At 61.8% G+C, this 21,903-nt stretch carries 23 protein-coding genes and 1 tRNA gene; 15 read left to right on the forward strand and 9 right to left on the reverse strand.

Going from position 1 to position 21,903, the window contains the following annotated elements; all coding sequences use genetic code 11:
- The first annotated feature begins 175 nt into the window (after window positions 1-175).
- From P0Y65_05035 to P0Y65_05060, 6 genes are all read left to right on the forward strand, one after another.
- Window positions 176-2,902 (forward strand): glycoside hydrolase family 2 TIM barrel-domain containing protein, encoded by a 2,727-nt coding sequence (locus tag P0Y65_05035; protein ID WEK05623.1) that lies wholly within the window; start codon window positions 176-178, stop codon window positions 2,900-2,902.
- A 136-nt stretch (window positions 2,903-3,038) separates the two neighbouring features.
- The gene (gene ugpC / locus P0Y65_05040; protein ID WEK05624.1) at window positions 3,039-4,124 is read left to right on the forward strand and encodes a sn-glycerol-3-phosphate ABC transporter ATP-binding protein UgpC; all 1,086 of its coding nucleotides are present in this window, start codon (window positions 3,039-3,041) and stop codon (window positions 4,122-4,124) included.
- Between the two features lie 154 nt (window positions 4,125-4,278).
- On the forward strand, window positions 4,279-5,565 hold the full coding sequence (locus P0Y65_05045; protein WEK05625.1) for an extracellular solute-binding protein: 1,287 nt from the start codon (window positions 4,279-4,281) through the stop codon (window positions 5,563-5,565).
- Between the two features lie 60 nt (window positions 5,566-5,625).
- Window positions 5,626-6,504 carry a sugar ABC transporter permease gene (locus tag P0Y65_05050; GenBank protein WEK05626.1) on the forward strand — a complete coding sequence of 293 codons (879 nt, stop codon included), beginning with the start codon at window positions 5,626-5,628 and terminating at the stop codon, window positions 6,502-6,504.
- 62 nt (window positions 6,505-6,566) lie between these two features.
- A complete protein-coding gene (locus P0Y65_05055) occupies window positions 6,567-7,394 on the forward strand; it encodes a carbohydrate ABC transporter permease (protein ID WEK06734.1) in 828 nt (275 codons plus the stop codon).
- Between the two features lie 177 nt (window positions 7,395-7,571).
- Complete coding sequence (locus tag P0Y65_05060) at window positions 7,572-8,402, forward strand: hypothetical protein (protein WEK05627.1); 831 nt, start codon at window positions 7,572-7,574, stop codon at window positions 8,400-8,402.
- Window positions 8,403-8,406: 4 nt separating this feature from the next.
- Here the strand turns inward: P0Y65_05060 and opgC are convergent, their stop codons facing one another.
- From opgC to P0Y65_05075, 3 genes are all read right to left on the reverse strand, one after another.
- Entirely contained in the window at window positions 8,407-9,603 is a 1,197-nt protein-coding gene (opgC, locus tag P0Y65_05065) for an OpgC domain-containing protein (GenBank protein WEK05628.1), read from the reverse strand.
- 303 nt (window positions 9,604-9,906) lie between these two features.
- Window positions 9,907-10,254: a hypothetical protein gene (locus P0Y65_05070; protein ID WEK05629.1), complete on the reverse strand. Its 348-nt coding sequence runs from the start codon at window positions 10,252-10,254 to the stop codon at window positions 9,907-9,909.
- 58 nt (window positions 10,255-10,312) lie between these two features.
- Window positions 10,313-10,397 (reverse strand) — tRNA-Leu (locus P0Y65_05075).
- 240 nt (window positions 10,398-10,637) lie between these two features.
- Here P0Y65_05075 and P0Y65_05080 point away from each other — a divergent pair.
- A complete protein-coding gene (locus P0Y65_05080; protein ID WEK05630.1) occupies window positions 10,638-11,129 on the forward strand; it encodes a RidA family protein in 492 nt (163 codons plus the stop codon).
- A 2-nt stretch (window positions 11,130-11,131) separates the two neighbouring features.
- Window positions 11,132-11,416: a hypothetical protein gene (locus tag P0Y65_05085; GenBank protein WEK05631.1), complete on the forward strand. Its 285-nt coding sequence runs from the start codon at window positions 11,132-11,134 to the stop codon at window positions 11,414-11,416.
- On the opposite strand, the gene P0Y65_05090 is transcribed toward P0Y65_05085, so the two are convergent.
- Genes P0Y65_05090 through P0Y65_05105 form a run of 4 tightly spaced genes read right to left on the reverse strand, consistent with a single transcriptional unit; the run spans window position 11,413 to window position 15,134 of the window.
- Window positions 11,413-12,480: a hypothetical protein gene (locus P0Y65_05090; GenBank protein ID WEK05632.1), complete on the reverse strand. Its 1,068-nt coding sequence runs from the start codon at window positions 12,478-12,480 to the stop codon at window positions 11,413-11,415. The two genes, P0Y65_05085 and P0Y65_05090, sit on opposite strands and share 4 nt — an antisense overlap.
- Window positions 12,481-12,514: 34 nt before the next feature.
- Window positions 12,515-13,489, reverse strand: coding sequence for a hypothetical protein (locus P0Y65_05095; GenBank protein WEK05633.1), 975 nt, complete (start codon window positions 13,487-13,489; stop codon window positions 12,515-12,517).
- Window positions 13,490-13,506: 17 nt separating this feature from the next.
- Complete coding sequence (locus tag P0Y65_05100; GenBank protein ID WEK05634.1) at window positions 13,507-14,421, reverse strand: hypothetical protein; 915 nt, start codon at window positions 14,419-14,421, stop codon at window positions 13,507-13,509.
- Between the two features lie 41 nt (window positions 14,422-14,462).
- Window positions 14,463-15,134: an RluA family pseudouridine synthase gene (locus P0Y65_05105; protein WEK05635.1), complete on the reverse strand. Its 672-nt coding sequence runs from the start codon at window positions 15,132-15,134 to the stop codon at window positions 14,463-14,465.
- Between the two features lie 101 nt (window positions 15,135-15,235).
- Here P0Y65_05105 and P0Y65_05110 point away from each other — a divergent pair, with 101 nt between their 5' ends.
- From P0Y65_05110 to P0Y65_05135, 6 genes are all read left to right on the forward strand, one after another.
- Entirely contained in the window at window positions 15,236-15,418 is a 183-nt protein-coding gene (locus tag P0Y65_05110; GenBank protein ID WEK06735.1) for a CsbD family protein, read from the forward strand.
- A 130-nt stretch (window positions 15,419-15,548) separates the two neighbouring features.
- Complete coding sequence (locus tag P0Y65_05115) at window positions 15,549-16,085, forward strand: methylated-DNA--[protein]-cysteine S-methyltransferase (protein ID WEK05636.1); 537 nt, start codon at window positions 15,549-15,551, stop codon at window positions 16,083-16,085.
- Window positions 16,086-16,094: 9 nt separating this feature from the next.
- A complete protein-coding gene (locus tag P0Y65_05120; GenBank protein ID WEK05637.1) occupies window positions 16,095-16,994 on the forward strand; it encodes a CHAD domain-containing protein in 900 nt (299 codons plus the stop codon).
- Window positions 16,995-16,996: 2 nt separating this feature from the next.
- Window positions 16,997-17,464 (forward strand): CYTH domain-containing protein, encoded by a 468-nt coding sequence (locus P0Y65_05125; GenBank protein ID WEK05638.1) that lies wholly within the window; start codon window positions 16,997-16,999, stop codon window positions 17,462-17,464.
- Between the two features lie 86 nt (window positions 17,465-17,550).
- A complete protein-coding gene (locus P0Y65_05130; GenBank protein ID WEK05639.1) occupies window positions 17,551-18,306 on the forward strand; it encodes an SDR family oxidoreductase in 756 nt (251 codons plus the stop codon).
- 117 nt (window positions 18,307-18,423) lie between these two features.
- Window positions 18,424-19,011, forward strand: coding sequence for a hypothetical protein (locus tag P0Y65_05135; protein ID WEK05640.1), 588 nt, complete (start codon window positions 18,424-18,426; stop codon window positions 19,009-19,011).
- Here P0Y65_05135 and P0Y65_05140 read toward each other — a convergent pair.
- Both P0Y65_05140 and P0Y65_05145 read right to left on the reverse strand, forming a co-directional pair.
- Window positions 18,995-19,558, reverse strand: coding sequence for a gluconokinase (locus P0Y65_05140; GenBank protein WEK05641.1), 564 nt, complete (start codon window positions 19,556-19,558; stop codon window positions 18,995-18,997). The genes P0Y65_05135 and P0Y65_05140 overlap by 17 nt on opposite strands.
- Window positions 19,527-20,294, reverse strand: coding sequence for an SDR family oxidoreductase (locus P0Y65_05145; GenBank protein WEK05642.1), 768 nt, complete (start codon window positions 20,292-20,294; stop codon window positions 19,527-19,529). Before P0Y65_05145 ends, P0Y65_05140 begins: the two co-directional genes overlap by 32 nt.
- A 190-nt stretch (window positions 20,295-20,484) precedes the next feature.
- Here P0Y65_05145 and gndA point away from each other — a divergent pair, with 190 nt between their 5' ends.
- Window positions 20,485-21,903, forward strand: coding sequence for an NADP-dependent phosphogluconate dehydrogenase (gene gndA, locus P0Y65_05150; GenBank protein WEK05643.1), 1,419 nt, complete (start codon window positions 20,485-20,487; stop codon window positions 21,901-21,903).

Below are 21,903 nucleotides of genomic sequence, written 5' to 3' on the forward strand. Positions count from 1 at the left end.
ACCGGCATCCACTTTTGCTGAAAACGCTGTGGCACCACCATCGATCAGAAGCATGATTTGGCGGGAAAATGCTAGCAGACTGTTAGCATCGAGCGTCTCGTATGGAAGCCTATTGCTAATCCATCAGCTCTGGTACATGGTGATAAAAATATAACTAATAATCTCGAGGGTGGAGATGAGTTCGATTAGCAAGCGCGAGCAGGTTTCGCTGGATGGCGCCTGGCAGTTTCGCCATGAGGAGGGTGCGTGGCGCGAGGCGCAGGTGCCGGCGCCGTGGCAGGCCGAGTTCCGCGATCTGGTCGATAGCGCCGGTCATGCCGTCTACAAGCGCAGTTTCGCGCTGCCGGCCGGCTGGGCCGGCAAGGAAGTCGCGATAAAATTCGGCGCTGTCAGCTACTTCGCCGAGGTTTTCCTCAATGGTCAGAAGCTGGGCAGCCACGAAGGCGCCTATCTGCCGTTCGAATTCGTGCTTCCGGCCGAAATTTTGAAAACCGACAACGAGATAGAGGTGCGTGCCTCGGTGCCAACGGCCGATCATCGGGCGTGGCCGGAGCATCCATTCGGCGAAGTACCGCATGGCAAGATGAGCTGGTATGGCCGCATCGGCGGGCTATGGCAGTCGGTGACGCTGGAAGCGCGCGACCCGCAGCATATCCAAACCATTGTCATTGAAGCAGGAATGGACGGCGCCGCGAGGATCGACCTTGGTCTTTCAGCGGCGGCCCAGGGCAAGACGGCCAAGCTGTCGATCCGCGATGACAGGGGCGATGTGGTCGCAGAAACCGAGACGGGGCAGGGACTTGCTAGCCTGTCCGTGGCCAATGCCCAGCTCTGGTCGCCGGAAACTCCGAACCTTTATACGCTCACCGTCGACCTCGGCACGGACACGCGCACCGAAACCTTCGGCTTCCGCACGGTCGAAACCAAGGACGGCAAAATCCTGCTCAACGGGCAGCCGATCTACATGCGCGCAGCGCTGGACCAGGACTATTATCCCGAAGGCATCTACACCGCGCCATCGCTGGAATTCCTTGAGGATCAGGCGCTTAAGGCCAAGCATCTCGGACTCAACACGCTGCGTTGCCATATCAAGGTGCCGGACCCGCGCTATTACGAAGTGGCCGATCGACTGGGCCTTCTGGTCTGGACGGAAGTGCCCAATGTCAATCACTTCACCTCCAAGGCAGCGGCGCGGATGCGCGAAACGCTGGAGGGTATTCTCAAGCGCGACCGCAACCATCCTTCCATTATCGCCTGGACGCTGATCAACGAAGACTGGGGCACGCGACTGGTCGAAAATGCCGAGCACCGGCAGTGGCTTAAGGATAGCTATGACTGGCTGAAGGCCGAGGATCCGAGCCGGCTGGTGGTCGACAATTCGGCCTGTTTCCCGAACTTCCACGTCAAGAGCGACCTCAACGACTACCACTATTACCGCTCGGTGCCCGAGCGGCGGCAGGAGTGGGACGACATCACCCATGATTTCGCCAACAATGCCAAGTGGACCTATTCCACGCTGGGTGATGCGGAATGGCGCGGCGACGAGCCGCTGGTGGTCTCCGAATTCGGCGTCTGGGGTCTGCCCGACCCGAAAAAGCTGCGGAATCAAGACGGTAGCGAGCCGCATTGGTTCGAAACCGGGGCGGCATGGGGCGATGGCGTGGCGCTGCCGCATGGCGTCGAGGCGCGCTTTGCCGCACTCGACCTCGACCGGACCTTTGGCAGCTTCGACGCCTTTATCGAGAGCGTGCAATGGTATCAGTTCATGAACCTGCGCTACCAGATCGAGGAAATGCGCCGCTATCCCTCGATCATGGGCTATGTGATCACGGAACTGACCGACGTGCATTGGGAGGCCAATGGCCTGCTCGACATAGAGCGCAATCCGCGCGTCTTCCATGACGTTTTTGCCCAGATCAATACCGACACTGTCATCGTGCCGCGCCCCAAGCGTTACGCCGCCTATGAAGGCGAAGTGCTGGACGTGGAAGTGACTGTGGCGACTGGCGGAAATTCCATCCCCGAAGGCGCGGTGCTGCGCTGGTCGGGCGAAGTTTCGGGTTCCGTGGCGATCGCCGCCACGGCGCCCGTATCGAGCACCAGCCCGGGCACGCTCAAGCTCGACCTCCCGGCCAGCGGCGTGAGCCGCATGGTGAAGCTTGAGTTCGTGCTCGAGGCTGGTGGCCAGACGCTGGCACGCAATAGCCTCGACCTGTCGGTCTATGCCAAGCGCAAGACGGACGGCCTGCCGACGATTTCGACCAAGCATGCCAGGCTGGCCGAGCATGCGCGGTGCCTGGGCTATGCGGTGGTCGAGAATGGCGATGTCGAACTGCGCCATGCCGTCGACACCGCCGATGCCGATGCGATGAATGCCGGCAAGCGCTTCGTGATCCTGGCCGATGGCTCGGTTCCGACCAACAAGAACCTGCGTGTGGACATGCCCGATGGCGAGCTGCCGCATCGCAGTATTGTGGCTGATGACAAGCAGTTCCGCGCCAGTACCGAGCAGCATCTGCCGGGAATCAACCTGGTCGAGCGCGACGGCACGATCTGGCGTGGAGACTGGATCGCCGGCTTCAGCTGGCTGCGTCGCGAGGGCCCGTTTGCCGGTATTCCGGGCGGTCCGATCTTTGATTTGAGCTTTTCCGACGTGGTGCCACATTACCTGCTGACCGGTTTCCGGGTCTGGGAATATGGCAGCACGGTCCATGCCGGCATCGTCGTGGGCTGGGTGCACAAGCCAGCCGCGACTATCGTCGAAAAGCCGGTGGGCCGGGGCGGGGTGGTTGCCACCACATTCCGGCTGACCCGTGAAGCGCCAGGCGCCGACCCGGTTGCGGCGGCGCTGTTCGATGCCGTCATACAGGCTGCCGTCGAGCTACCGGTCGATGTGGATTAGTAAAAATGTGTTTTGGCTGCACGATCTGCTTGACTGCGCAGCTAATCTCCATTGAATTGTATTACTAATGGATGCGGCGGCAGGAGGGCTGCCGTATCTGACAGGTTGCCGGGCCGAGCCCGGCAGGGGAGAGAGAATGTCGGATATCGTCCTGACCGAGGTCAGCAAGTCCTATGGGCAGGTGAGCGTGCTGGACAAGGTGTCGATGCACATCAAGTCAGGCGAATTCATCGTCTTCCTGGGCCCCTCGGGCTGCGGAAAGTCGACGCTGCTGCGCATGATCGCCGGTCTTGAAGAGGTCAATGGCGGCGAGATCCACATTGGCGGCGAGCGCGTCGACCAGCTGCCGCCCAATCAGCGCGGCGTCGCCATGGTGTTCCAGAATTATGCGCTCTATCCGCATATGACGGTGCGCGACAACATGAGCTTCGGGTTGCAGAATGTCGGCACGCCCAAGGATGAAATCGCCCGTCGTGTGGACGATGCGGCGCGCATGCTGGAAATTACGGCGCTGCTCGATCGCAAGCCCGCGCAGCTCTCGGGTGGTCAGCGCCAGCGTGTCGCCATCGGCCGCGCCATCGTGCGCGATCCCAAAGCTTTCCTGCTCGACGAGCCGCTGTCCAACCTCGATGCCGGGCTGCGCGTGCGCACCCGCCTTGAACTGGCGCAGCTGCACAATCGCATCAAGGCCACGATGATTTTCGTGACGCATGACCAGACCGAGGCCATGACGCTCGCAACCCGTATCGTGGTGATGAACAACAAGCAGATCGAACAGATCGGCACGCCGATGGATGTCTATACGCGGCCGGCGACGCGCTTCGTTGCCAGCTTCGTCGGCTCGCCGGGCATGAATTTCGTGCCGGTGAGTGCCGTCACGGATGCCGGCGGCAAGGCTGCCATCAGCTTTGCCGGGCAGGACGCGGTATCGACGGGCGTGCCCTTCGCCTCGCTGCCGAAGGGCGCGCTGACGCTGGGTATCCGGGCCGAGGCGGCGCGCGTGTCGCGCACGGGGCAGGGCGTTGCTGGCGTGGCCGATGTGGTCGAGCGCCTGGGCGAGCGCACGCTGGTCTATGTGCGGCTGGCCGATGGCACCGTGCTGGTCAGCGAGGACGAGGGGATCAGCACGATCAATGCCGGCGATACCGTGCATGTCGTGCTGGATGGCGATGCCGCCATCCTCTTCGACGAGGCCGGCAAGGCTTATCACAGCGCCATCTGAGGAGGTGGCGCCGTGAGGGCAGGGCCATCCGGCCCTGCGGAGGAATTCAGGCCCGCTTCGGCGATGCCTGGGAATGGCGCAATCCGCATCGCCGGCGGATCTGCAATGCCGGAGGAATGGCGCTGGGCCGGGATGGCCCCTGGGAGGAAATGACGTGAACAAGTTCTTGAAGATTGGTCTGTTGTCGACCACGGCAGCGCTGCTGTCCTTTGGTGTCGCGCAGGCACAGGAAGACGTGGTGTGGTGGGACTTCCTCAGCGGCGGCGACGGCGTTCGCATGAAGGCGCTGATCGAGCAGTTCAACACCGAACATGCCGGCGAGATCACCATCCAGCCGACGACGCTCGAATGGGGCACCCCGTTCTACACCAAGGTGCAGACCTCGGCCGCCATCGGCGAAGGTCCGGACGTGATGACCTATCACCTGTCGCGCGTGCCGCTTGGCGTGGAATCGGGCGCCCTGGCGCCGATCTCGGCTGAAGACCTGGCTAGCGTCGAGCTCAGCGGCGATGTGTTCGCACCCGCCAACTGGGAAGCCGGGCAGAGCGATGGCCAGCAGTATGCCGTGCCCTTCGATATCCACTCGATCATCCTCTACTACAACAAGGACAAGCTGGCTGAAGCGGGTCTGCTCGGCGATGACGGGCTGCCGGTCGGTTTCGATGGCGCGGACAATTTTACCGCTGCGCTCGACAAGCTTAAGGAAGCCGGCCTTGAATATCCGCTGTCGCTGCAGACCTCGGGCGACGGTACGCCATGGCGCGTGTTCTACTCGCTGTTCGGCCAGCAGGACGGCGTGTTTCTGGGCGAAGACGGCACCTTCTTCCCCGATGAAAGCATTCCCAAGGCCGTGGCTGCCGTCGAAACCATGGCCAGCTGGGTCGAGGGCGGCTATGCGCCGGGCCTGACCGAATATGAAGGCTCGATCGCCATGTTCACCTCGGGTGAATCGGCTGTTCACATCAACGGCGTGTGGGAAGTACCCACCATGACCGATCTGGCCGCCAAGGGCGAGCTGGGCTTTGAATGGGGCGCCATCGCCCTGCCGACCTTCTTCGATCATCCCGCGACCTGGGCGGATTCGCATGGCTTTGCCATTCCGAACAATGTCGGCAAGGAAATGACCCCCGAGAAGAAGGCAGCCGTGCTCGAAGTCATCTCCTGGATGAACAAGAACTCGCTGGCCTGGGCCAATGCCGGCCATATCCCGGCCTATACGCCGACCCGCGAGAGCGAAGAGTTCAAGACCATGCAGCCCAACGCCACCTATTCGGTGCTGGCTGACACGGCCGTGTTCGATCCCAAGTCGCCGCTGGCTGGCGTGGCTTCGCCCGTCTATGACGCCGTCGCCAACTACATCAGCCCCGCCATGAACGGCGAAATGGGTGCGCAGGAAGCCATCGACGAGATGAAGGCCGACCTGCAGGACCAAGCCGATTGATCAAGTGACTACAGTCCGGCGGCCTTGTGCCGCCGGATTCCTTACTGAGGCTGGAGCACCATGATCAGGAACCACCGCGGCGAGATCACAATCGCCTATATTTTCATTCTTCCCTTTGTGCTGACCTACGGCGTGCTGTTCCTGTGGCCGACGATCCAGATGGTGCTGCTCAGCTTCACCGACGCGCCGCTGATCGGGCCGGGCAAATGGATCGGCATCGAGAATTATGTCGAGATGCTCGACGATCGCCGCTTCTGGACCTCGGTGCGCAACACGGCCTATTTCGTGGCGCTGACGGTGGTGCCCAATACGCTGATCGGGCTGGCCATCGCCATGATGGTGTCGCGCCTCAAGGGGTGGCAGCAGAGCCTGATCCTGGCGATGTTCTTTTTGCCCTATATCCTGCCGGTCTCGGTGGTCTACCGGATTTGGAACTGGATGTTCAACCTGCAGTTCGGCATCATGCAGTTTCCGCTGAGCGCGATGTTCGGCAAGCCGACGCCGGTGTTCCGCACGCAGTGGATGTTCATGCCGGCGGTGGCTTTCGTCACCATCTGGTGGACCTGCGGCTTCAATATCCTGCTGTTCCTGGCCGGGCTGCGCTCGATCTCGACCGATATCTATGAGGCCGCGTCGCTCGACAATGCCAGCCGCTGGACGACGTTCCGGCGCATCACCTGGCCGCTGATCTGGCCGGTGACGGCACTGGTGCTGACCATTCAGCTGATCCTGCAGCTGAAAATCTTCGACCAGGTCTATCTGTTCGTGCAGGGCGGGCGGCCGGATCCGTCGATGGTCCTGGTGCAATATATCTACAGCAATGCCTTCCAGAAGAACGAGGGCGGCTTTGCCGCGGCGATCGCGGTGACGCTGTTCGTCATCGTCGTGATCTTCTCGGTCCTCCAATTCCAGCTGCTGCGTGCCCGAGGTGAAAAATGAGCGTCGCTGAGAGCCGAAACGCCGCGCTGGACGAGGCGCGCATGGCGGGCAAGGCCCGCACCATCAGGAGGCTCGATATCGGCGGGCTGATCCTGACGCTGATCACGGTGGTCTGTGCCGTGCTCTGGGCCTTCCCGATCTACTGGGGCGTCATCACCTCGCTCAAGCCGGAATCGCAGGTCATTTCCAAGACGGTGGAATTTTTGCCGCGGACCTGGACGATCGACGCCTATTGGCACGTGCTGGTCAATACGATGATCGGGCGGTGGTATATCAACTCGCTGGTGACCTCCATCGGGGTGACGGTGCTTACCCTGGTGACCTCTGCGCTGACGGCCTATGCGCTTTCCCAGCTCCGTTTCCCGGGCCGCAATGTCATCTGGTATCTGATCCTCGCCAGTTTCATGGTCCCGATCTCGGCGCTGATCATCAACCACTATGTTTTGATGGCGCAGTTCTCGCTGATCAACTCGTGGTTCGGGGTAATCCTGCCGCAGCTGCTGCATCCGGTGGTGATCATCGTCTACAAGAACTTCTTCGACAGCGTGCCCAAGGAATATCGCGAAGCCGCCAAGATGGATTCGGCGAGCGAATGGCGGATCTTTTCCCGCATCTACCTCCCGATGAACTGGGGTATCACGACGGCCCTGGCCATCGTCACCTTCATTGGCGCCTGGAACAATTTCATGTGGCCATTCCTCGCCGTCTCCAAGCCCGAGATGATGAATGTCGCGGTGGGCATCACCCAGGTGAACGATGCCTTTGGTGTGCAATATGCGCGTGAACTCGCCGGCGCCATCATGGCGGCGCTGCTGGTGGCGGTGCTCTATCTGATCTTCCAGAAGCGGGTGACGCAGGCGATCATGCTGTCGGCCGGCGTCAAGGGTTAGCCAGAGCTCATCTGCGGAGGGGCGCGGCGGGGTGACCTGCCGCGACCCTTTGCTTTTGTCGGACAGGCATTACCGGTAAGTTGTTCAGCCGGCTGGATTTTGCGATCAATCTGCAACCGGCTCTTTACCGGTTGGCCGGTATATCGGGGTCTGGATAGTCCAGACCGGGGTTGCAGCTTGTTCCAGGCAATTCGCACGATCGCACTTGCCGTCATCCTGTTTGGGCTGATCCTGTTCGTGCCACCGCTCAACACCATGCTCTACCAGGGCGTGCAGACTATCCGGGACGTGTTCGATCAGAGGCCCGAACGGCGGATCCTGTTCATCGGCAACAGCCGGACCTTCTACAACAACATGCCGCAGACGGTGCTGCGCATGGTCGAGGGCGCCGGCGGACCGGACAAGCTGCATGTGGAAATGTATGCCAAGTCGGGGGTGAGCCTCGAAACGCATTGGGCCGATCCACAGGTGCAGGCGCTGCTGGCCGAACGCTGGGACGACGTGATCATCCAGGCGCAAAGCACCGGGCAATATAGCGCCGAACATTCTGGCCAACTGTGGCAGACGGCGACCAAGTTCATCGACGCGGCGCGGGCGGCGGGGGCGGAGCCGGCGATGTTCGTGACCTGGCGCTATACGGCACTTTGCCCGCCGGGGCAGGGCATGCCGCAGGCGGCCAAGAGCCTCGACCCGGCCGGCTATGCCAATATGCACCGCAATATCCAGATTCAGCATGCGCGGCTGGCCGAAGAGACGGGCGTGGCGCTGGTCAATGTCGGGCAGTTCTGGGAAGGGCTGCAGGGCGAGACGGGCGTTTTCCATCTCTACGATGACTGCAACCACCCATCGGCCTATGGCAGCTATCTGTCGGCGCTGATGTTTTACAACTATTTCACCGGCGGGACGGTGGGTGATGTCGGCTACCGGCCGGACGCCGTACCGCCCGACCAGGCCTGGTATATCCGTGGGCTGGTCTCCAACTATCTCGGCGAGAGCGCCGGCAGCTGATCGGTCAGGAGGGCTGGCTCAACGGCTGCGGGCTGGCCAGCGAACGCTTGCGCTGCCTGAGATGGCGGGCGACGAGGGCGGGAATGCCCAGCGACAGGACGCCCAGGAGCAGGATGGCATTGGCGCTCCAGGGCTCGAGCACCTGCGGGTCGACCAGCAAATAAAAGATATAGACCGTCGCGATGTGGAAGGTGAAGACGGACAGCGAATGCTGGCCGATGAGCACCAGCGGGCCCCAGCGCAGCAGGCGATCGAGCGCGACGCCCAGCACCTGCATGGTGCGATAGGGCGAGGTGGGGCCGACGACGAGCAGCCAGGTGGTGACGAAGGCGGCGGCGAGGAAATTGAGCAGGGCCAGGAAGCCGAGGCCGTGCTTGCTGATCAGCCAGCCAAAGATTGCGACGTGGTCGGTCAGCACGCCGCGCAGATAAAGCGTCAGAACCAGCATCAGGCCAGCGATCAGCAGGATGGAGAGCAGGAGGAGCGGGGCGAAGCGCGGGTGGCGCAGCACGGAGAGGTCGAACTCACCGCGCACATAGGCCGCGCCGAACAGCAGGCCGGAGAAATAGAGCGCCGACCAGGACAGACGATTGAGGTGGAGGCCAAGGTCGATCTGGCGGGCATCGAGCTGGAAGGCGATTTCGAGGCTGTCCCAAGTCCATTCGAGTAGACCGGCCTGTCCGGCCAGCCAGGCCAGGGCAACCAGCGCGATAACGAGCCAGCGCTGGCCACTGGTGATGGCGGAGAGGGCCGCTGGGGTGAGGAGAAGAAAGAGGACATACATGGGCAGGATGTCGAGGCACCAGCCGCCGGCCAGCATCAGCATGGACAGGACGCCGAACAGGAGTGGCGCATTGCCATAGCGCTCGAAGATCCAGAGCGGCTTGTCGCCATGCAGCGCCAGCGTCGCAATGATGGTGACGAGGATAACCAGCATGGCGTGGTGGCGGAACACCAGCAGAGCGCGGGAGAACAGCGCGGACTTGCGATGGGTGTGGGCCGGATCGATCCAGCCGCGGGTATAGACCAGACCAACTGTCAGTCCCGACAGGAAGACAAAAGCGCTGGCAGCGTCATTGAGCAGGGCAGATTTGAAGACCAGACCATGCGTGATGCCCAACGGAAGCTGAGAGCCCAGATGGCTCAACATCATGCTGATCAACATCAGTCCGCGCAGGCCATCCAGCTGCAAGTAACGCATTGTGCCCCAAAATCATTAAAAACGATCAAAGTAGAAAAACCGCCGCATAGTACGACGTTACTTGTTACCGAAACCATCATGATTGAATTATTGGGTTTACGTCTGTTAACGACGTCTGAGGCTCCGGGCCTGGGAGCGACTGGGGCTGATAGTGCGGGCGGCGGGGATCGAACCCGCACGGCTAGCGCCGAGGGATTTTAAGTCTGCTATAACAGCGATTTTCTTCGGGTTTGTAAGGATTCACTGTGACAGCGCCTTGGCACAATCCTGGCACTGTAGGAGTGCGCATCCAGCAGACAGAACCTACTTCAGTTCCGACATGCTCGCCGAAAGGAATGCGCGTCCAGTGTCCGTCATCGTCAAGGCACGTCTACGACGATCTGTTCCAAACGCGATGTGCACGTAGTTGTGCCCACCGTTCATCTCTTTATGACCCTCTGCCCAGTAGGCAACATTGCGGGAGGCGGTGCCCGACTGAAGTCCTACAGATTGCTCCACGTCCTTCACGGAGATCTCTCTCTCTCCGATTTCCGCCTCTGAAATTTCGATTAGGGTCAGAACAGTCGAGACCTGCATTTTGGGGTCTATCGCCGAGAAGTGCTTGAGCATTGCTCTGGCTCGCTTGAGCGCTTGGCGATCGGTCGTAGTCAATTGCATGCTCCTAGCCCGATGTCCCGGCTTGTGACATTTACGTCAAGTTATGGATCGTTGGTGAGGGCTGCGGGGGTCGAACCCGCACGGCCAAGGCCGAGGCATTTTAAGTGCCTTGCGTCTACCAGTTTCGCCAAGCCCTCTTAAGGTGTGCCATAGCACATTACTCTCGATACCGAGAGATTTACGTAGTTGCAGCAATGATTGAGGAGTTTTACCCTGCAATAACAGCGGGTTATTTTTTGCGATGGGGAGAAATAACAAGCCGTCCCGGTGAAAGCAACGCTTTCTCACAGAGCCTTTTCAAGATGGCAGCAATCGGAAAACTTCAAATTCATCATAAGTCATTGTAATTATTGGATTTCTTTTGACTTGCGCACTCTATGTCCGTCGCGTCTACCATTCCACCACGCCCGCTTGGCTTGGTGACCCGTGTTTGTCACAAGGCGGACGACAAAACAATTATTGCGCAGCGATTCTGCACCGGAGGCGAAATGATCGAGCGGGTTGAAACCGGAATTGCGCCTTCGTCGGCGCCCATCAATGATGCGGTGAAGGCGGACAAGCATCTGTGGCTGGTGGCCATTGCCGAGGATCCGGTAAGCGGGGAGATTGTCGGCGGCGGGATCGAGGCGCAGGCGCGGCGTTGTATCGAAAACCTCGAGATCGCCTGCAAGGCGGCGGGCGGCAGCCTGCGTAACCTGGTGATGGTGCAGATCTTTCTCGTCGATCGCGCCGATGCGGCCGGGATGAATGCGGTCTATCGCGAATTTTTCACCGAACAACCCTTTCCGGTACGGGCCACGGTGGTGGTCAAGGAACTGCTGGCCGAGGGACTGCTCATCGAAATGACTGCAACGGCCGTATTGGACTGATCATGCTGCTCAAGATGGACCTGCTCGAACAAATCAAGGCGGGCGACGTGGACCTGGTGTTTCGCCGCTGGAGCCGGCCATCGGTGAAGGCCGGAGGGACGCTCAAGACCAAGGTGGGGCTGTTGTCGATCGGGACGATCACCGACATGGACCCGGATGATGTCAGCGAAGCCGACGCGAAACGCGCCGGCTTCCGGGATGTGGCCGACTTCCGCAAGTGGCTCGACACGATGAAGCCGGGCCATCTGTTCCAGCGGATTGAAGTCAGCTATCTCGGCGAGGGCTAGAGCCCGGCCATCAATGGCTTGAAATCGCGCTGATAGATGGCGGCGATGAAGCCCAAGTAGAGATCCTGCAGGTCGACGATGTCAGACTCATAGTTTTCCATGGTCACGATCAGGGTCGGGAGTGCACCGGCGTCGCCACCGGCCGGAATGATGGTGACCTTGGGTTCAGGCACGTCCATGCGGAAATCTGCGAGGCGTTCGACGATGATTTCGCCGGCCTGTTCGGCAAGCTCGGGGCTGCCGTAGGGCATGGCGATGTGCAGTGCTGCGGTTTCCTGGCCCCGCGTCAGGCCGATGATGGCGAGAGGAAAGGCGAGCAGGGGATCGACGCCGGCGTCGTGATTCTTGGTCTTGCCGCTGGCTTCAGGCTCGAATGTCGGCAGGGAGTCGGTGAAGGCAAAGAGTGTCCAGCCGGAGGCCAGTTCGAGCGTGGCCCCGTCTTCGGAGACCTGCTGCATACCGCGGAGCGTGTCAGCCCATACCTTGGTAAAGGCGGGCTCGTCATGCATGACGAGAAGGCTCTGATTGATCAGCGGCCAACTGCCGGTACGCATGACATAGTCGGGGGCAACGGCAAGACGCTGGGCCTTGCCCATGCCGGAGCCGAGCGGATCGGGTTCACTGGCGGCGAGATCGATCGCATTGTCCTCGCCACGAGCATAAATGGTGATTTCGCCATCTTCACTGTCGGTGAAATCGCGGGCGAGGAGCGCGTCATGAGCGCCATCTGCAAAGCCGGGTTCGCCAAAGATGACGGTGGTGTTTTCCGGTGCGGCACCCAAGGTGATGACGCCGGTGGCCCTGCCGAAATCGATGCCTGTCGCGGGGTCCAGCTTGCTGTCGATCAGGGCGGCAGCCAGATCCAGATCGTCGATCACGCCGAAGGTGTTGGGATCGGCATTGGAGAAGCCGAGGGACGGGGCGAGGTAGTCGAAGGCCTTGGGTTGCTCGATGGCGCCCGGCATCAGGCCGATGGCCTTGAAGATGTCGTCGAAGGCATAAGCGGGCGAGACGAGCGTCATGCCGGCAAGAAGAGTGAGGCTCGACAGGGCTGAAAAGCGCATGGGGGAAATCCGATTGATGAAATATGGCAGGAGTTTAGAGGTCGTCGCCCTGCATGGCCAAGACCGAGAACATCTGCAGGACCTGGCGAGATTCCTCGACGCCGGTATCGGCCGTGATGGTGACGACGGAGACGGAATAGCCGTCGCGCTCGATGGTGTCGGTTTCCAGTGTGCCCAGACCCTCCGAGGTCGTGCGGGCCGTTTCGAGAACGGTTTCGATGGTAGCTTCCGCCTCGGCAAGCGGCGCCTCGAAGACCATTATAGTGCGCATGATCGGCTGGTCCTGCTGCAGTTCGAGGCTGAAGATGGCGGCGCGGTAGGAGACGAGCCCACTCATGACCATGACCTCGCGGGCCATGGGATCCTGCCAGCCGACGGCGCCGTCGAGGTGATTGTCGCCCTTGCGTTCGGCGAGGATGTCGAAAGCGGTGCGCCAGGGATTGGGTGATTTCGGCTTGGCATCGCGATGGGCCAGCACTTTTTCCATGGTGGGCCAGTTGCGGGTGATGATCAGGTCGTCACCGGGATTGGCGAGGCGCTGGGCCATGCCCATGCCGTAGCCGAAGGCGTCCTTTTCGCTGAACAGGTCGAAGTCGGCCGAATTGTCGGCGCCGCGGGCATAGACGGGGATGTCGCCCAGCATGTGACGGTCGAAGGCGCGGGCGGAAATGGCGGCGACATGGTCGTCGGAATAGCCGGGTTCGCCGTGCAGGATGGTGATGGTTTCAGGCGCCAGGCCCAGGGTGATGGAACTGGTGACCTTGCTGAAATCAACGCCGGTGACAGGATCGACGCCTTTCGTGTTCAGCAGGGCGTCGGCCAGCTCGATCTCCATCATGGGGAGCGGCATGCCGGACTCGGGGCCGAAGCCGCCCAGAGGGGCGTTGTATTCGAAAGCGATCGGGTCGGTGGATTGATTGAAAAGGGAAGCGTAGCGGCGCAGGTCGTCGACGGCGAAGGCGGGGGAGGCGAGGCTGAAGGCAAGGGCGGCGGCAAGGAAATAACGCATGCGGTATCCGTAGATCACTATTGGGCGGCGGGTTCGACGATCGTGACCATGCCGATACTATGGGGGGCGACCTCTTCGACAGCGATGGAGGCCGTAGCGCCGGGCATGAGCGAGCTGCCGTGATGCTGCGTGAGTGCTGTTGCGTTCTGCTCGGCTGCCGCGGCGTCGTCATAGGGGGAGGCGACGATCGTGGTGGTGCCCGTCGCGCCGGGGGCCAGCGTGAGCATGCTCACGGGCGACTTGGGCGTCGAGGCAGGTTGGGCGAGGGAGACATTCTGGGCACCCATGATGGAGGCCGGCGCCTTGCCCTGCAGAACCCTGAGGGTGCCTTCCAGCGTTGCAGACCACAGACTGGGTTCGTCGGGTGGGGTGGCCATGGCCGAGAGCACGGCTTCCATCCTGGGCCAACTCGATGTGTGGACCACCGTGGTATCGGAAATTGCCAGGCGCTGGGCGCGCCCGAGCGGGGCGCTGAAGGGGTCGGGGTCGTCGACTGCGAGGCGTACATGGCCATCCTCGCGGAGACCGAACACGGTCCAGCCAGCGATGTCGCGCTTTTCGAACTCCCGCCTTTGCAGGGTGTTTGGGGCGCTGCCGGCGAAGCCGGGCGCGCCAAAGAGGACGGTTACGCGGTCCGCCAGATGGCCGAAGCTGAGGATGCCCGTCACCTGCGAGAAATCGATACCGGAGATTGGATCGTCCTGCTTGAGCGCCAGGGCGTTGATCAGGTTCTGTTCGACCATGGACTGCATGACCTCGGCATGGCCGATGAAGCCGGGTGGAGCGGCAGAGACATAGAGCAGGACGGCAGAGCGTTCGGAGGTCAGCGGAACGGCCGCGATGGCGCTGGTCAGCTCGTCGGTGGTCTGGGCCAGGGCAGGCTGAACCAGCAGTGTGGCGGCAAGAAATAGACGGCCTGCAAAATGCTTCATGAAAATATCCCCGGTCGAAAAGTAGCCCAGAGGTTGTGTCACTAAAAAGGCGTCGGGGCGATGAAGGTCATGAATTCATTGGTCGTTGGGTGGGTGAGGCCCAATTCGGCGGCGTGGAGCTGGAGACGATCGGCGGCGGCGAAGGTTTCGGGGTCGGCATAAAAGGCATCGCCCAGAATCACATGGCCGATGGCCTTCATGTGAACCCGCAACTGATGGGTGCGGCCGGTGAGGGGGTGGAGGCGGACGCGGGTGGCATTGGCTTCGCGTTCGAGCACGGTCCATTCGGTCTGGGAGGGGCGGCCGTTTTCATGGTCGACGCGCTGGCGGGGCTTGTTCTCCCAATCGGTGGCGAGGGGCAGGTCGACGAGACCTGTGTCGGCTTCGATGATGCCGGCGACGCGGGCGATATAGGCCTTGGTGGTCTTGCGGTGTTCGAACTGGCTGCCGATGCGGCCATGGGCGCGCTTGTTGAGCGCGAGGACGAGGACGCCGGAGGTGTCCTTGTCGAGGCGGTGGCACATGCCGGCGGTGGGCCAGGTCTGGCGGGCGCGATGTTCGACGCAGTCCCAGAGGGACGGATCCTTGCCGGGAACGCTCAACAGGCCACTCTGCTTGTCGACGACGAGGATGTCGTCATCGACGTGAAGAACGTTGAGATAGGGCTCAAGCGGCGGGAAATAGTCTTTGAGCGTGGGCATGGGTCCGGACATGGGTGCCATCTAGCAGAGATGAACGGACACGTGAACGCGAATTCATGGAACGGGTCGAGTCGGCGATCGTTGATCTGGCAGAACAAACAGAGGAGTTTGAAATGCATAAGGATCAGGTTGAAGGTGCTGGCAAGCAGGTCAAGGGCGCTGTGAAAGACGCTGCAGGCGGGCTGACTGGCAATGAACGACTGCAGGCCGAAGGCAAGCTCGACAAGGCCGAAGGCAAGCTGCAGCAGAAGGTCGGCGACGTGAAGGACAAGGCTCGGGATTCCCTGAAGCACTAGCGCCAGTCGCGATTAGAAAATAGGGCCGTCCTTCGGGGCGGCCTTTTTGTTTGTGGGTGGATGGGTCGCTACCTGGCCACTGTCAGAGGGTGCTCTGGTCTGTGACAGCTGAGACGCCTATGGTCGCCGCATGGAAACGGCAATTTTCAATACGGCGCTGGGCGAATTCGGCATTGGCTGGACCGATGCGGGGATCGCGCGACTGCAATTGCCAGGCATGGAGCGGGATGCGCTGCTGGAGCGGATCAATCGCGATGGGGCGCAGGGCGGTTGGCCAACGCGTGCGGTCGAAGCGATGATCAACCGGATCGAGGATTATGCCGAGGGCGCTGAGGCGGATTTTGCCGATGTGGCGCTGGATTTGACCGGTGTCTCGGAGTTCCACCGGCGAGCCTATGACCTGCTGGTGCAGATCGGCTGGGGCGAAACGACCACCTATGGTGCCATGGCGCGGCAATTGGGCGATGTTGGCCTGTCGCGCGCGGTGGGGGCAGCGATGGGGGCCAATCCGGTCCCGCTGATCATTCCATGCCATCGCGTTCTGGCGAGTGACGGCAAGCCGGGCGGGTTTTCGGCACCGGGCGGGGCGGAATCGAAGATGCGCATGCTGGCGCTGGAGGGCGTGCGCATCGGTACGCCGGCCGGGCAGATGACATTCGGGTTTTAGGAGCAGGGCATGGCGTTTGCGTTCAGGCAGCAAGGCGGGATTGGAGAGCAGGTGCGCAAGATTGCGCGCAAGCAGATCGAGCGGGCGCTGGAGGAATGCGACGCCCAGGATGCCGATTTTGACAGGACGGTGCATGGGCTGCGGCGGCGTTGCAAGCGGCTGCGCGGACTGGTGCAGCTGATTGCGCCACATTTCAAGAAAAGCAAAGCTGAGGACAAGGCGTTTCGCGATGCGGCCAAGGGGCTGGCCGGGACGCGGGATGCCACTGTCATGGTGGAGACATTTGCCGCGCTGGTCGAACACGATCGCGGCCATGGCGGCATCATCGAGCATGACGGGCGGATGCTGGACTGGTTGAAAGACCAGGTGGGGACGCCGCCCGATGCCGATGAGCAGGCCGACATCCTTCAGGCCTTTGCCAAAGTGTTCAGGAAGGCGCGGAAGCGCGCCAGGGATTGGGACATTTCCGGGCACGGTTTTGCGCGGATCGGGGATGGGCTGGAGCAGACCTATCGGCAGATGCGACGCGACATGGCCGCGGCGCAGGACGAGGGGACGGCGGAAACGATGCATGAGTGGCGCAAGCAGGTCAAATATCACTGGCACCATGTGAGCCTGTTTCAGAACACAGCGCCGGACCTGTTGACGCCGCGCCGGCAGGTGCTCGACAAGCTGGGTGAATATCTGGGTGACCACCACAATCTCGCCGTGCTGGGTGACCTGTTGCGGCAGCATGAGGAGGCGGCCAGCAAGAGCGATCTGATCCTCGTGCGCAAGGCGATCGCCGAGCGGCAGGCAGGATTGGCGAAAGATGCCTTTGCGCTGGGACGACAATTGACGGCAGAAAAGCCCGGAACGCTGCGCGAGCGGTTTGCGCAATACTGGCTGCTGCTTCCAAAGAAGGATTGACGATGGCGCAGGAAATCGAGCGCAAATTTCTGGTGAGTTCGGACGGCTGGAAGCGGGGTGTGGCGAGCAGCGAGCTGTTGCGGCAGGGCTATCTGTCGTCCAATGCCAAGGCGACGGTGCGGGTGCGGACCAAGGACGATGCCGAGGCCTATGTCACCATCAAGGGGGCGACCAGCGGCATGTCGCGGGCGGAATATGAATATGCCGTTCCGGTGGATGATGCGCGCGAAATGCTGGTGATGGCGGCGCCGCATGTGGTGGAGAAACGCCGGCATATCGTGCCGTTCGGCGGGCTGACCTGGGAAGTGGACGTTTTCGAGGGACGCCACGCCGGGCTGGTGATGGCGGAAGTGGAGCTCGAGGCCGAGGACCAAGCGGTGGAACTGCCGGAATGGATCGGCAGGGAAGTGACCGAGGACGACCGCTATTTCAACGCCAGCCTGTCGCGGGCCGATGGGCCGCCGGATTGAACAGTGCGTTCAGCCGGCGAATTGATCCAGGTCATTGATCGGCCGTGCTTCTGATCCCAGATGCAAGGGATTGATAGGAGCATAAAATGTCCAAGGATTTTGACGGCAAGGTTGCCTTTGTTACGGGTGGTGCATCCGGTATCGGTGAGGCCGTGTCCAAGCAGCTGGCGGCGCGCGGCGCCAAGGTGGTCGTGGCTGACCTCAAGCTCGACGCGGCGGAAAAGACTGTAGCCGAAATCAAGGCGGCCGGCGGCGAAGCCGCGGCGGTGGCAGTTGACGTGTCCAAGATCGACCAGGTCGAAAAGGCCGTGCAGTTTACGGTCGACACCTTCGGCAAGCTCGACGTTGCAGTCAACAATGCCGGCATCGGTGGCAAGGCGGCCAAGGCGGGCGACTATACGTTCGAAGACTGGCAAAAGGTCATCGACGTCAACCTGAACTCGGTCTTTTATTCGATGAAGTACGAGCTGGCCGCGATGCAGAAATCTGGCGGCGGCGCCATCGTCAACATGGCTTCTATCCTGGGCACCAATGGCTTCGCCAATGCGCCAGCCTATGTCGCGGCCAAGCATGGTGTGGTGGGCCTGACCAAGGCTGCCGCCATCGACTATGCCAAGGAAGGCATTCGCGTAACTGCGGTCGGACCTGGATTTATCGAGACGCCGCTACTTGGTTCGGCGACACAAAAAGAGGTGTTCGACGGGTTGAAGGCCCTGCATCCGGTTGGCCGCCTGGGGCAGCCGGACGAAGTGGCGGCGCTGACGCTGTTCCTGTTGTCAGATGCTGCCAGTTTTATCACCGGGTCCTATCACCTGGTGGATGGCGGATACGCTGCTCAGTAGAATTTTTTGAAAGGGCGGCTCTCGGGCCGCCCTTTTCTTTCGGAGGTCAAGTGACTGGTCGGGACGCCGCCGGTGGCGTATGGGCAGGGCAAGATTTTGCGCAGCCCATGAAGGAAGATGACCATGTTGATCTCGGCAGAGGATTTCGAGGCGATCGTTGCGGGGCGCGTGGACACGGCGTTTCGGCGCTGGGTGCGGCCGACGGTCAAGGCGGGCGGGACGCTGACGACGGCGGATGGTGTGCTGGCCATTGAGGCGGTGGATGTGGTTGCCCTCAATGGCGTGGCCGAAGAAGACCTGGCTCGGGCCGGCTTTGGCGGGCGCGACGAACTCAATGCCATGATGGCTGGCCGCGAAGGTACGCTCTACCGCATTCGCCTGCGCTATGTGGGCGAGGACCCGCGTACGGCGCTGCGCGAGAAGACCACGCTGTCCGAGGCCGAGGTGGCCGAGATCGGCGCGACGCTGGGGCGGATGGATGGCGGCAGTCCATGGGTCAGCCGGACGCTGACGCTGATCGGCGAACAGCCGGGCGGTGCGGCTCAGGAATTGGCCGCGCTGCTCGAGGTCGACAAGGTCAAGTTCAAGAACAATGTGCGGCGGCTCAAGGCGCTCGGGCTGACCGAAAGCCTTGCCGTGGGTTATGATCTGTCGCCGCGCGGAAAAGCCTGGCTGACGCGCAGCGGAGCTACTGCCAGCGCTTGAAGGTCTTCAGGTGGTCGAGGGTTTTCACCACGGACATGGTGAGCTTTTCGATGCTGTCGGTGACGGGCAGGACCTGGACGTTTTCGGTCTCGGGGTCTGGGGCTTCGAGGGTAGCGAACTGGCTGTCGAGCAGGCTGGGCGGCATGTATTCGTGCTTCCGCCTGGCCATGCGCTCGGCGATGACGGCCTTGTCGCCATGCAGGTAGACAAAGAGGATGGGCTCGCCGGCCTGTTCGATCAGATAGTCGCGATAGGCGCGTTTGAGGGCCGAGCAGGCGCCAACGGCGGCGTCCTTGCGGTCGGCGGCTTCATGCAGGGCCTGCGCGAGGCGTTCGAGCCAGGGCCAGCGATCTTCGTCGGTGAGGGGCGTGCCGGCGCGCATCTTTTCGACATTGGCCTCGGGGTGATAGCCGTCGCCGTCGAGGAAGGGCACATGCAGGCGCCGGGCAATGGACTGGCCCACGGTCGACTTGCCCGAGGAGCTGACGCCCATGACGATGATGATGCGGGCCGGTTCAGACCGTCGCGGTGAAGGCGCCGTCGACATAGAGGATGTGTCCATTCACAAATCTTGAGGCTTCGGAAGCGAGGAAGACGGCCGCGCCGCCCAGTTCCTCGGGCTGGCCCCAGCGTCCCATGGGGGTGCGGGCTTCGATCCAGCTATTGAATTTGTCGTCCTTGAGCAAGGCGTCGTTGAGCTCGGTGGCAAAGTAGCCCGGCGCTATGCCGTTGACGTTGAGGCCGTGGCGCGCCCAGTCGACGGCCATGCCGCGGGTGATATTGGCCACGGCGGCCTTGGTGGCGGCATAGGGAGCGACCGAAGGGCGGGAGAGTTCGGAGAGCAGCGAGCAGATGTTGATGATCTTGCCGGAGCCACGGGAGATCATGTGGCGGGCGACGGGCTGGCTGACGTTGAAGACCGAGGTCAGGTTGGTGGCGATGACCTGATCGAATTTTTCGGGCGGAAAAGCTTCAAGGCTCGAGCGGAACTGCATGCCGGCATTGTTGATGAGGATATCGATCGGGCCGATTTCATCCTCGATGAAGCTGACGGCGTCGCCGATGCTGTCGCGGCTGGTGACGTCGAAGGTCACCGCGTTGACCGTGGCGCCGCTCTGGGCGAGGTCATGGGCAGCGGCGCCGAGAGCCACGCTGTCGCGGGCATTGAGCACGACGGCAGCGCCGGCGCGGGCGAGGGCGGTGGCCATGGCAAGGCCCAGTCCACGGCTGGAGCCGGTGACCAGCGCGCGCTTGCCGGTGAGATCGAAAGGATTGGTGTTCACGGCAAATCTCCGGTTCGACCCGAACCTACGCAGGCAGGCTTGCCGCGACAAGCTGAACTACCATACAAGGGGTAAATATTGCCGCAGCTTTCCCCGAATTGGACTTCCGCATGGTGGAAGTTTGTGGTGAGTTGCGCCCCGCGAGCCATGCGCCTGAAGCATGGGAAATGCATTCTCGGAAGGACGTTTGATGTCGACAGCGGATATTGGCCTGATCGGCCTGGCAGTGATGGGCTCCAACCTGGCGCTGAACATTGCCGAAAAAGGGTATACGATCGCCGTTCATAACCGCACCGCGTCGAAAATCGACGACTTCGTCGTGACGGCCAAAGAGCAGGGGCTCGACGGCAAGGTCATTCCCAAGGCCGATCTCGCGGATTTCATCCAGACGATCAAGGCGCCGCGTTCGATCATCATCATGGTCAAGGCCGGCCAGCCGGTCGACGACATGATCGAGCAGCTGCTGCCGCATCTGGAAAAGGGCGACGCGATCATCGAATGCGGTAATTCGCTCTATACCGATACGCAGCGCCGCTTTGACTACCTCAAGCCCAAGGGCATCGGTTACCTCGGCGTCGGCGTTTCCGGCGGCGAAGAGGGCGCGCGCCATGGTCCCTCGATCATGGTCGGTGGCTCCAAGGAACAGTGGCACAATGCCGAGCCGGTGCTGACCGCCATCGCTGCCCAGTTCAACGGCGAGAGCTGCTGCGCCTATCTCGGCGAAGGCGGCGCCGGCCACTTCGTCAAGATGATCCATAACGGCATCGAATATGGCGACATGCAGATGATCGCCGAAATCTATGGGGTGATGCGCGACGGCCTGGGCATGTCTGCCAAGGAATGCGCCGGTGTGTTCCAGGAATGGAACAAGGGTCCGCTCAATTCCTACCTGATCGAAATCACCGGCCATGTGCTGGATGCCGTCGATGCGGATACCGGCAAGCCGCTGGTCGATCTGATCCTCGACAAGGCCGGCCAGAAGGGCACCGGCATGTGGTCGGCTGTCGTCGCCCAGCAGATGGGCGTTCCTGCGACGGCCATCGAGGGCGCCGTTGCGGCGCGTTCGCTGTCGTCACGCAAGGATGAGCGCGTTGCCGCCGAAGCCATCTATGGCAAGCCGAACCGTGCCAAGACCGATGTCACCCTCGCTGACCTCGAAAAGGCGCTGCTCGCCGGCAAGATCGTCTCCTATGCCCAGGGCTTTGCGGTCATCAACAAGGCTTCGGAAGAATTCGGCTGGTCGCTGCCGCTGGCCACGATCGCCAAGATCTGGCGCGCTGGCTGCATCATTCGGTCCCGGTTCCTGGATCAGATGTCCTCGGCCTATGAAAAGGGCGGCAACACCAATCTTCTCGTCGTGCCGGACTTCGTGGAGATCATGAAGGATGCTCACCCGAGCCTGCGCAAGGTCGTGGCTGCCGCGGCTGTCGGCGAATTCCCGATGATCTGCCTTTCGGCTTCGCTGAGCTTTTTCGATAGCTACCGTCAGGCGCAGGGCACGGCCAACCTGACGCAGGGCCAGCGCGATTTCTTCGGCGCCCACGGTTTCGAGATCGAGGGTCGCGGCAGCGACCTGCACGGGACCTGGCCGTCGACGCTGGGCAAATAG

This window comes from Candidatus Devosia phytovorans (assembly GCA_029202405.1).
In the GTDB taxonomy this organism is placed as follows: Bacteria; Pseudomonadota; Alphaproteobacteria; order Rhizobiales; family Devosiaceae; genus Devosia; species Devosia phytovorans.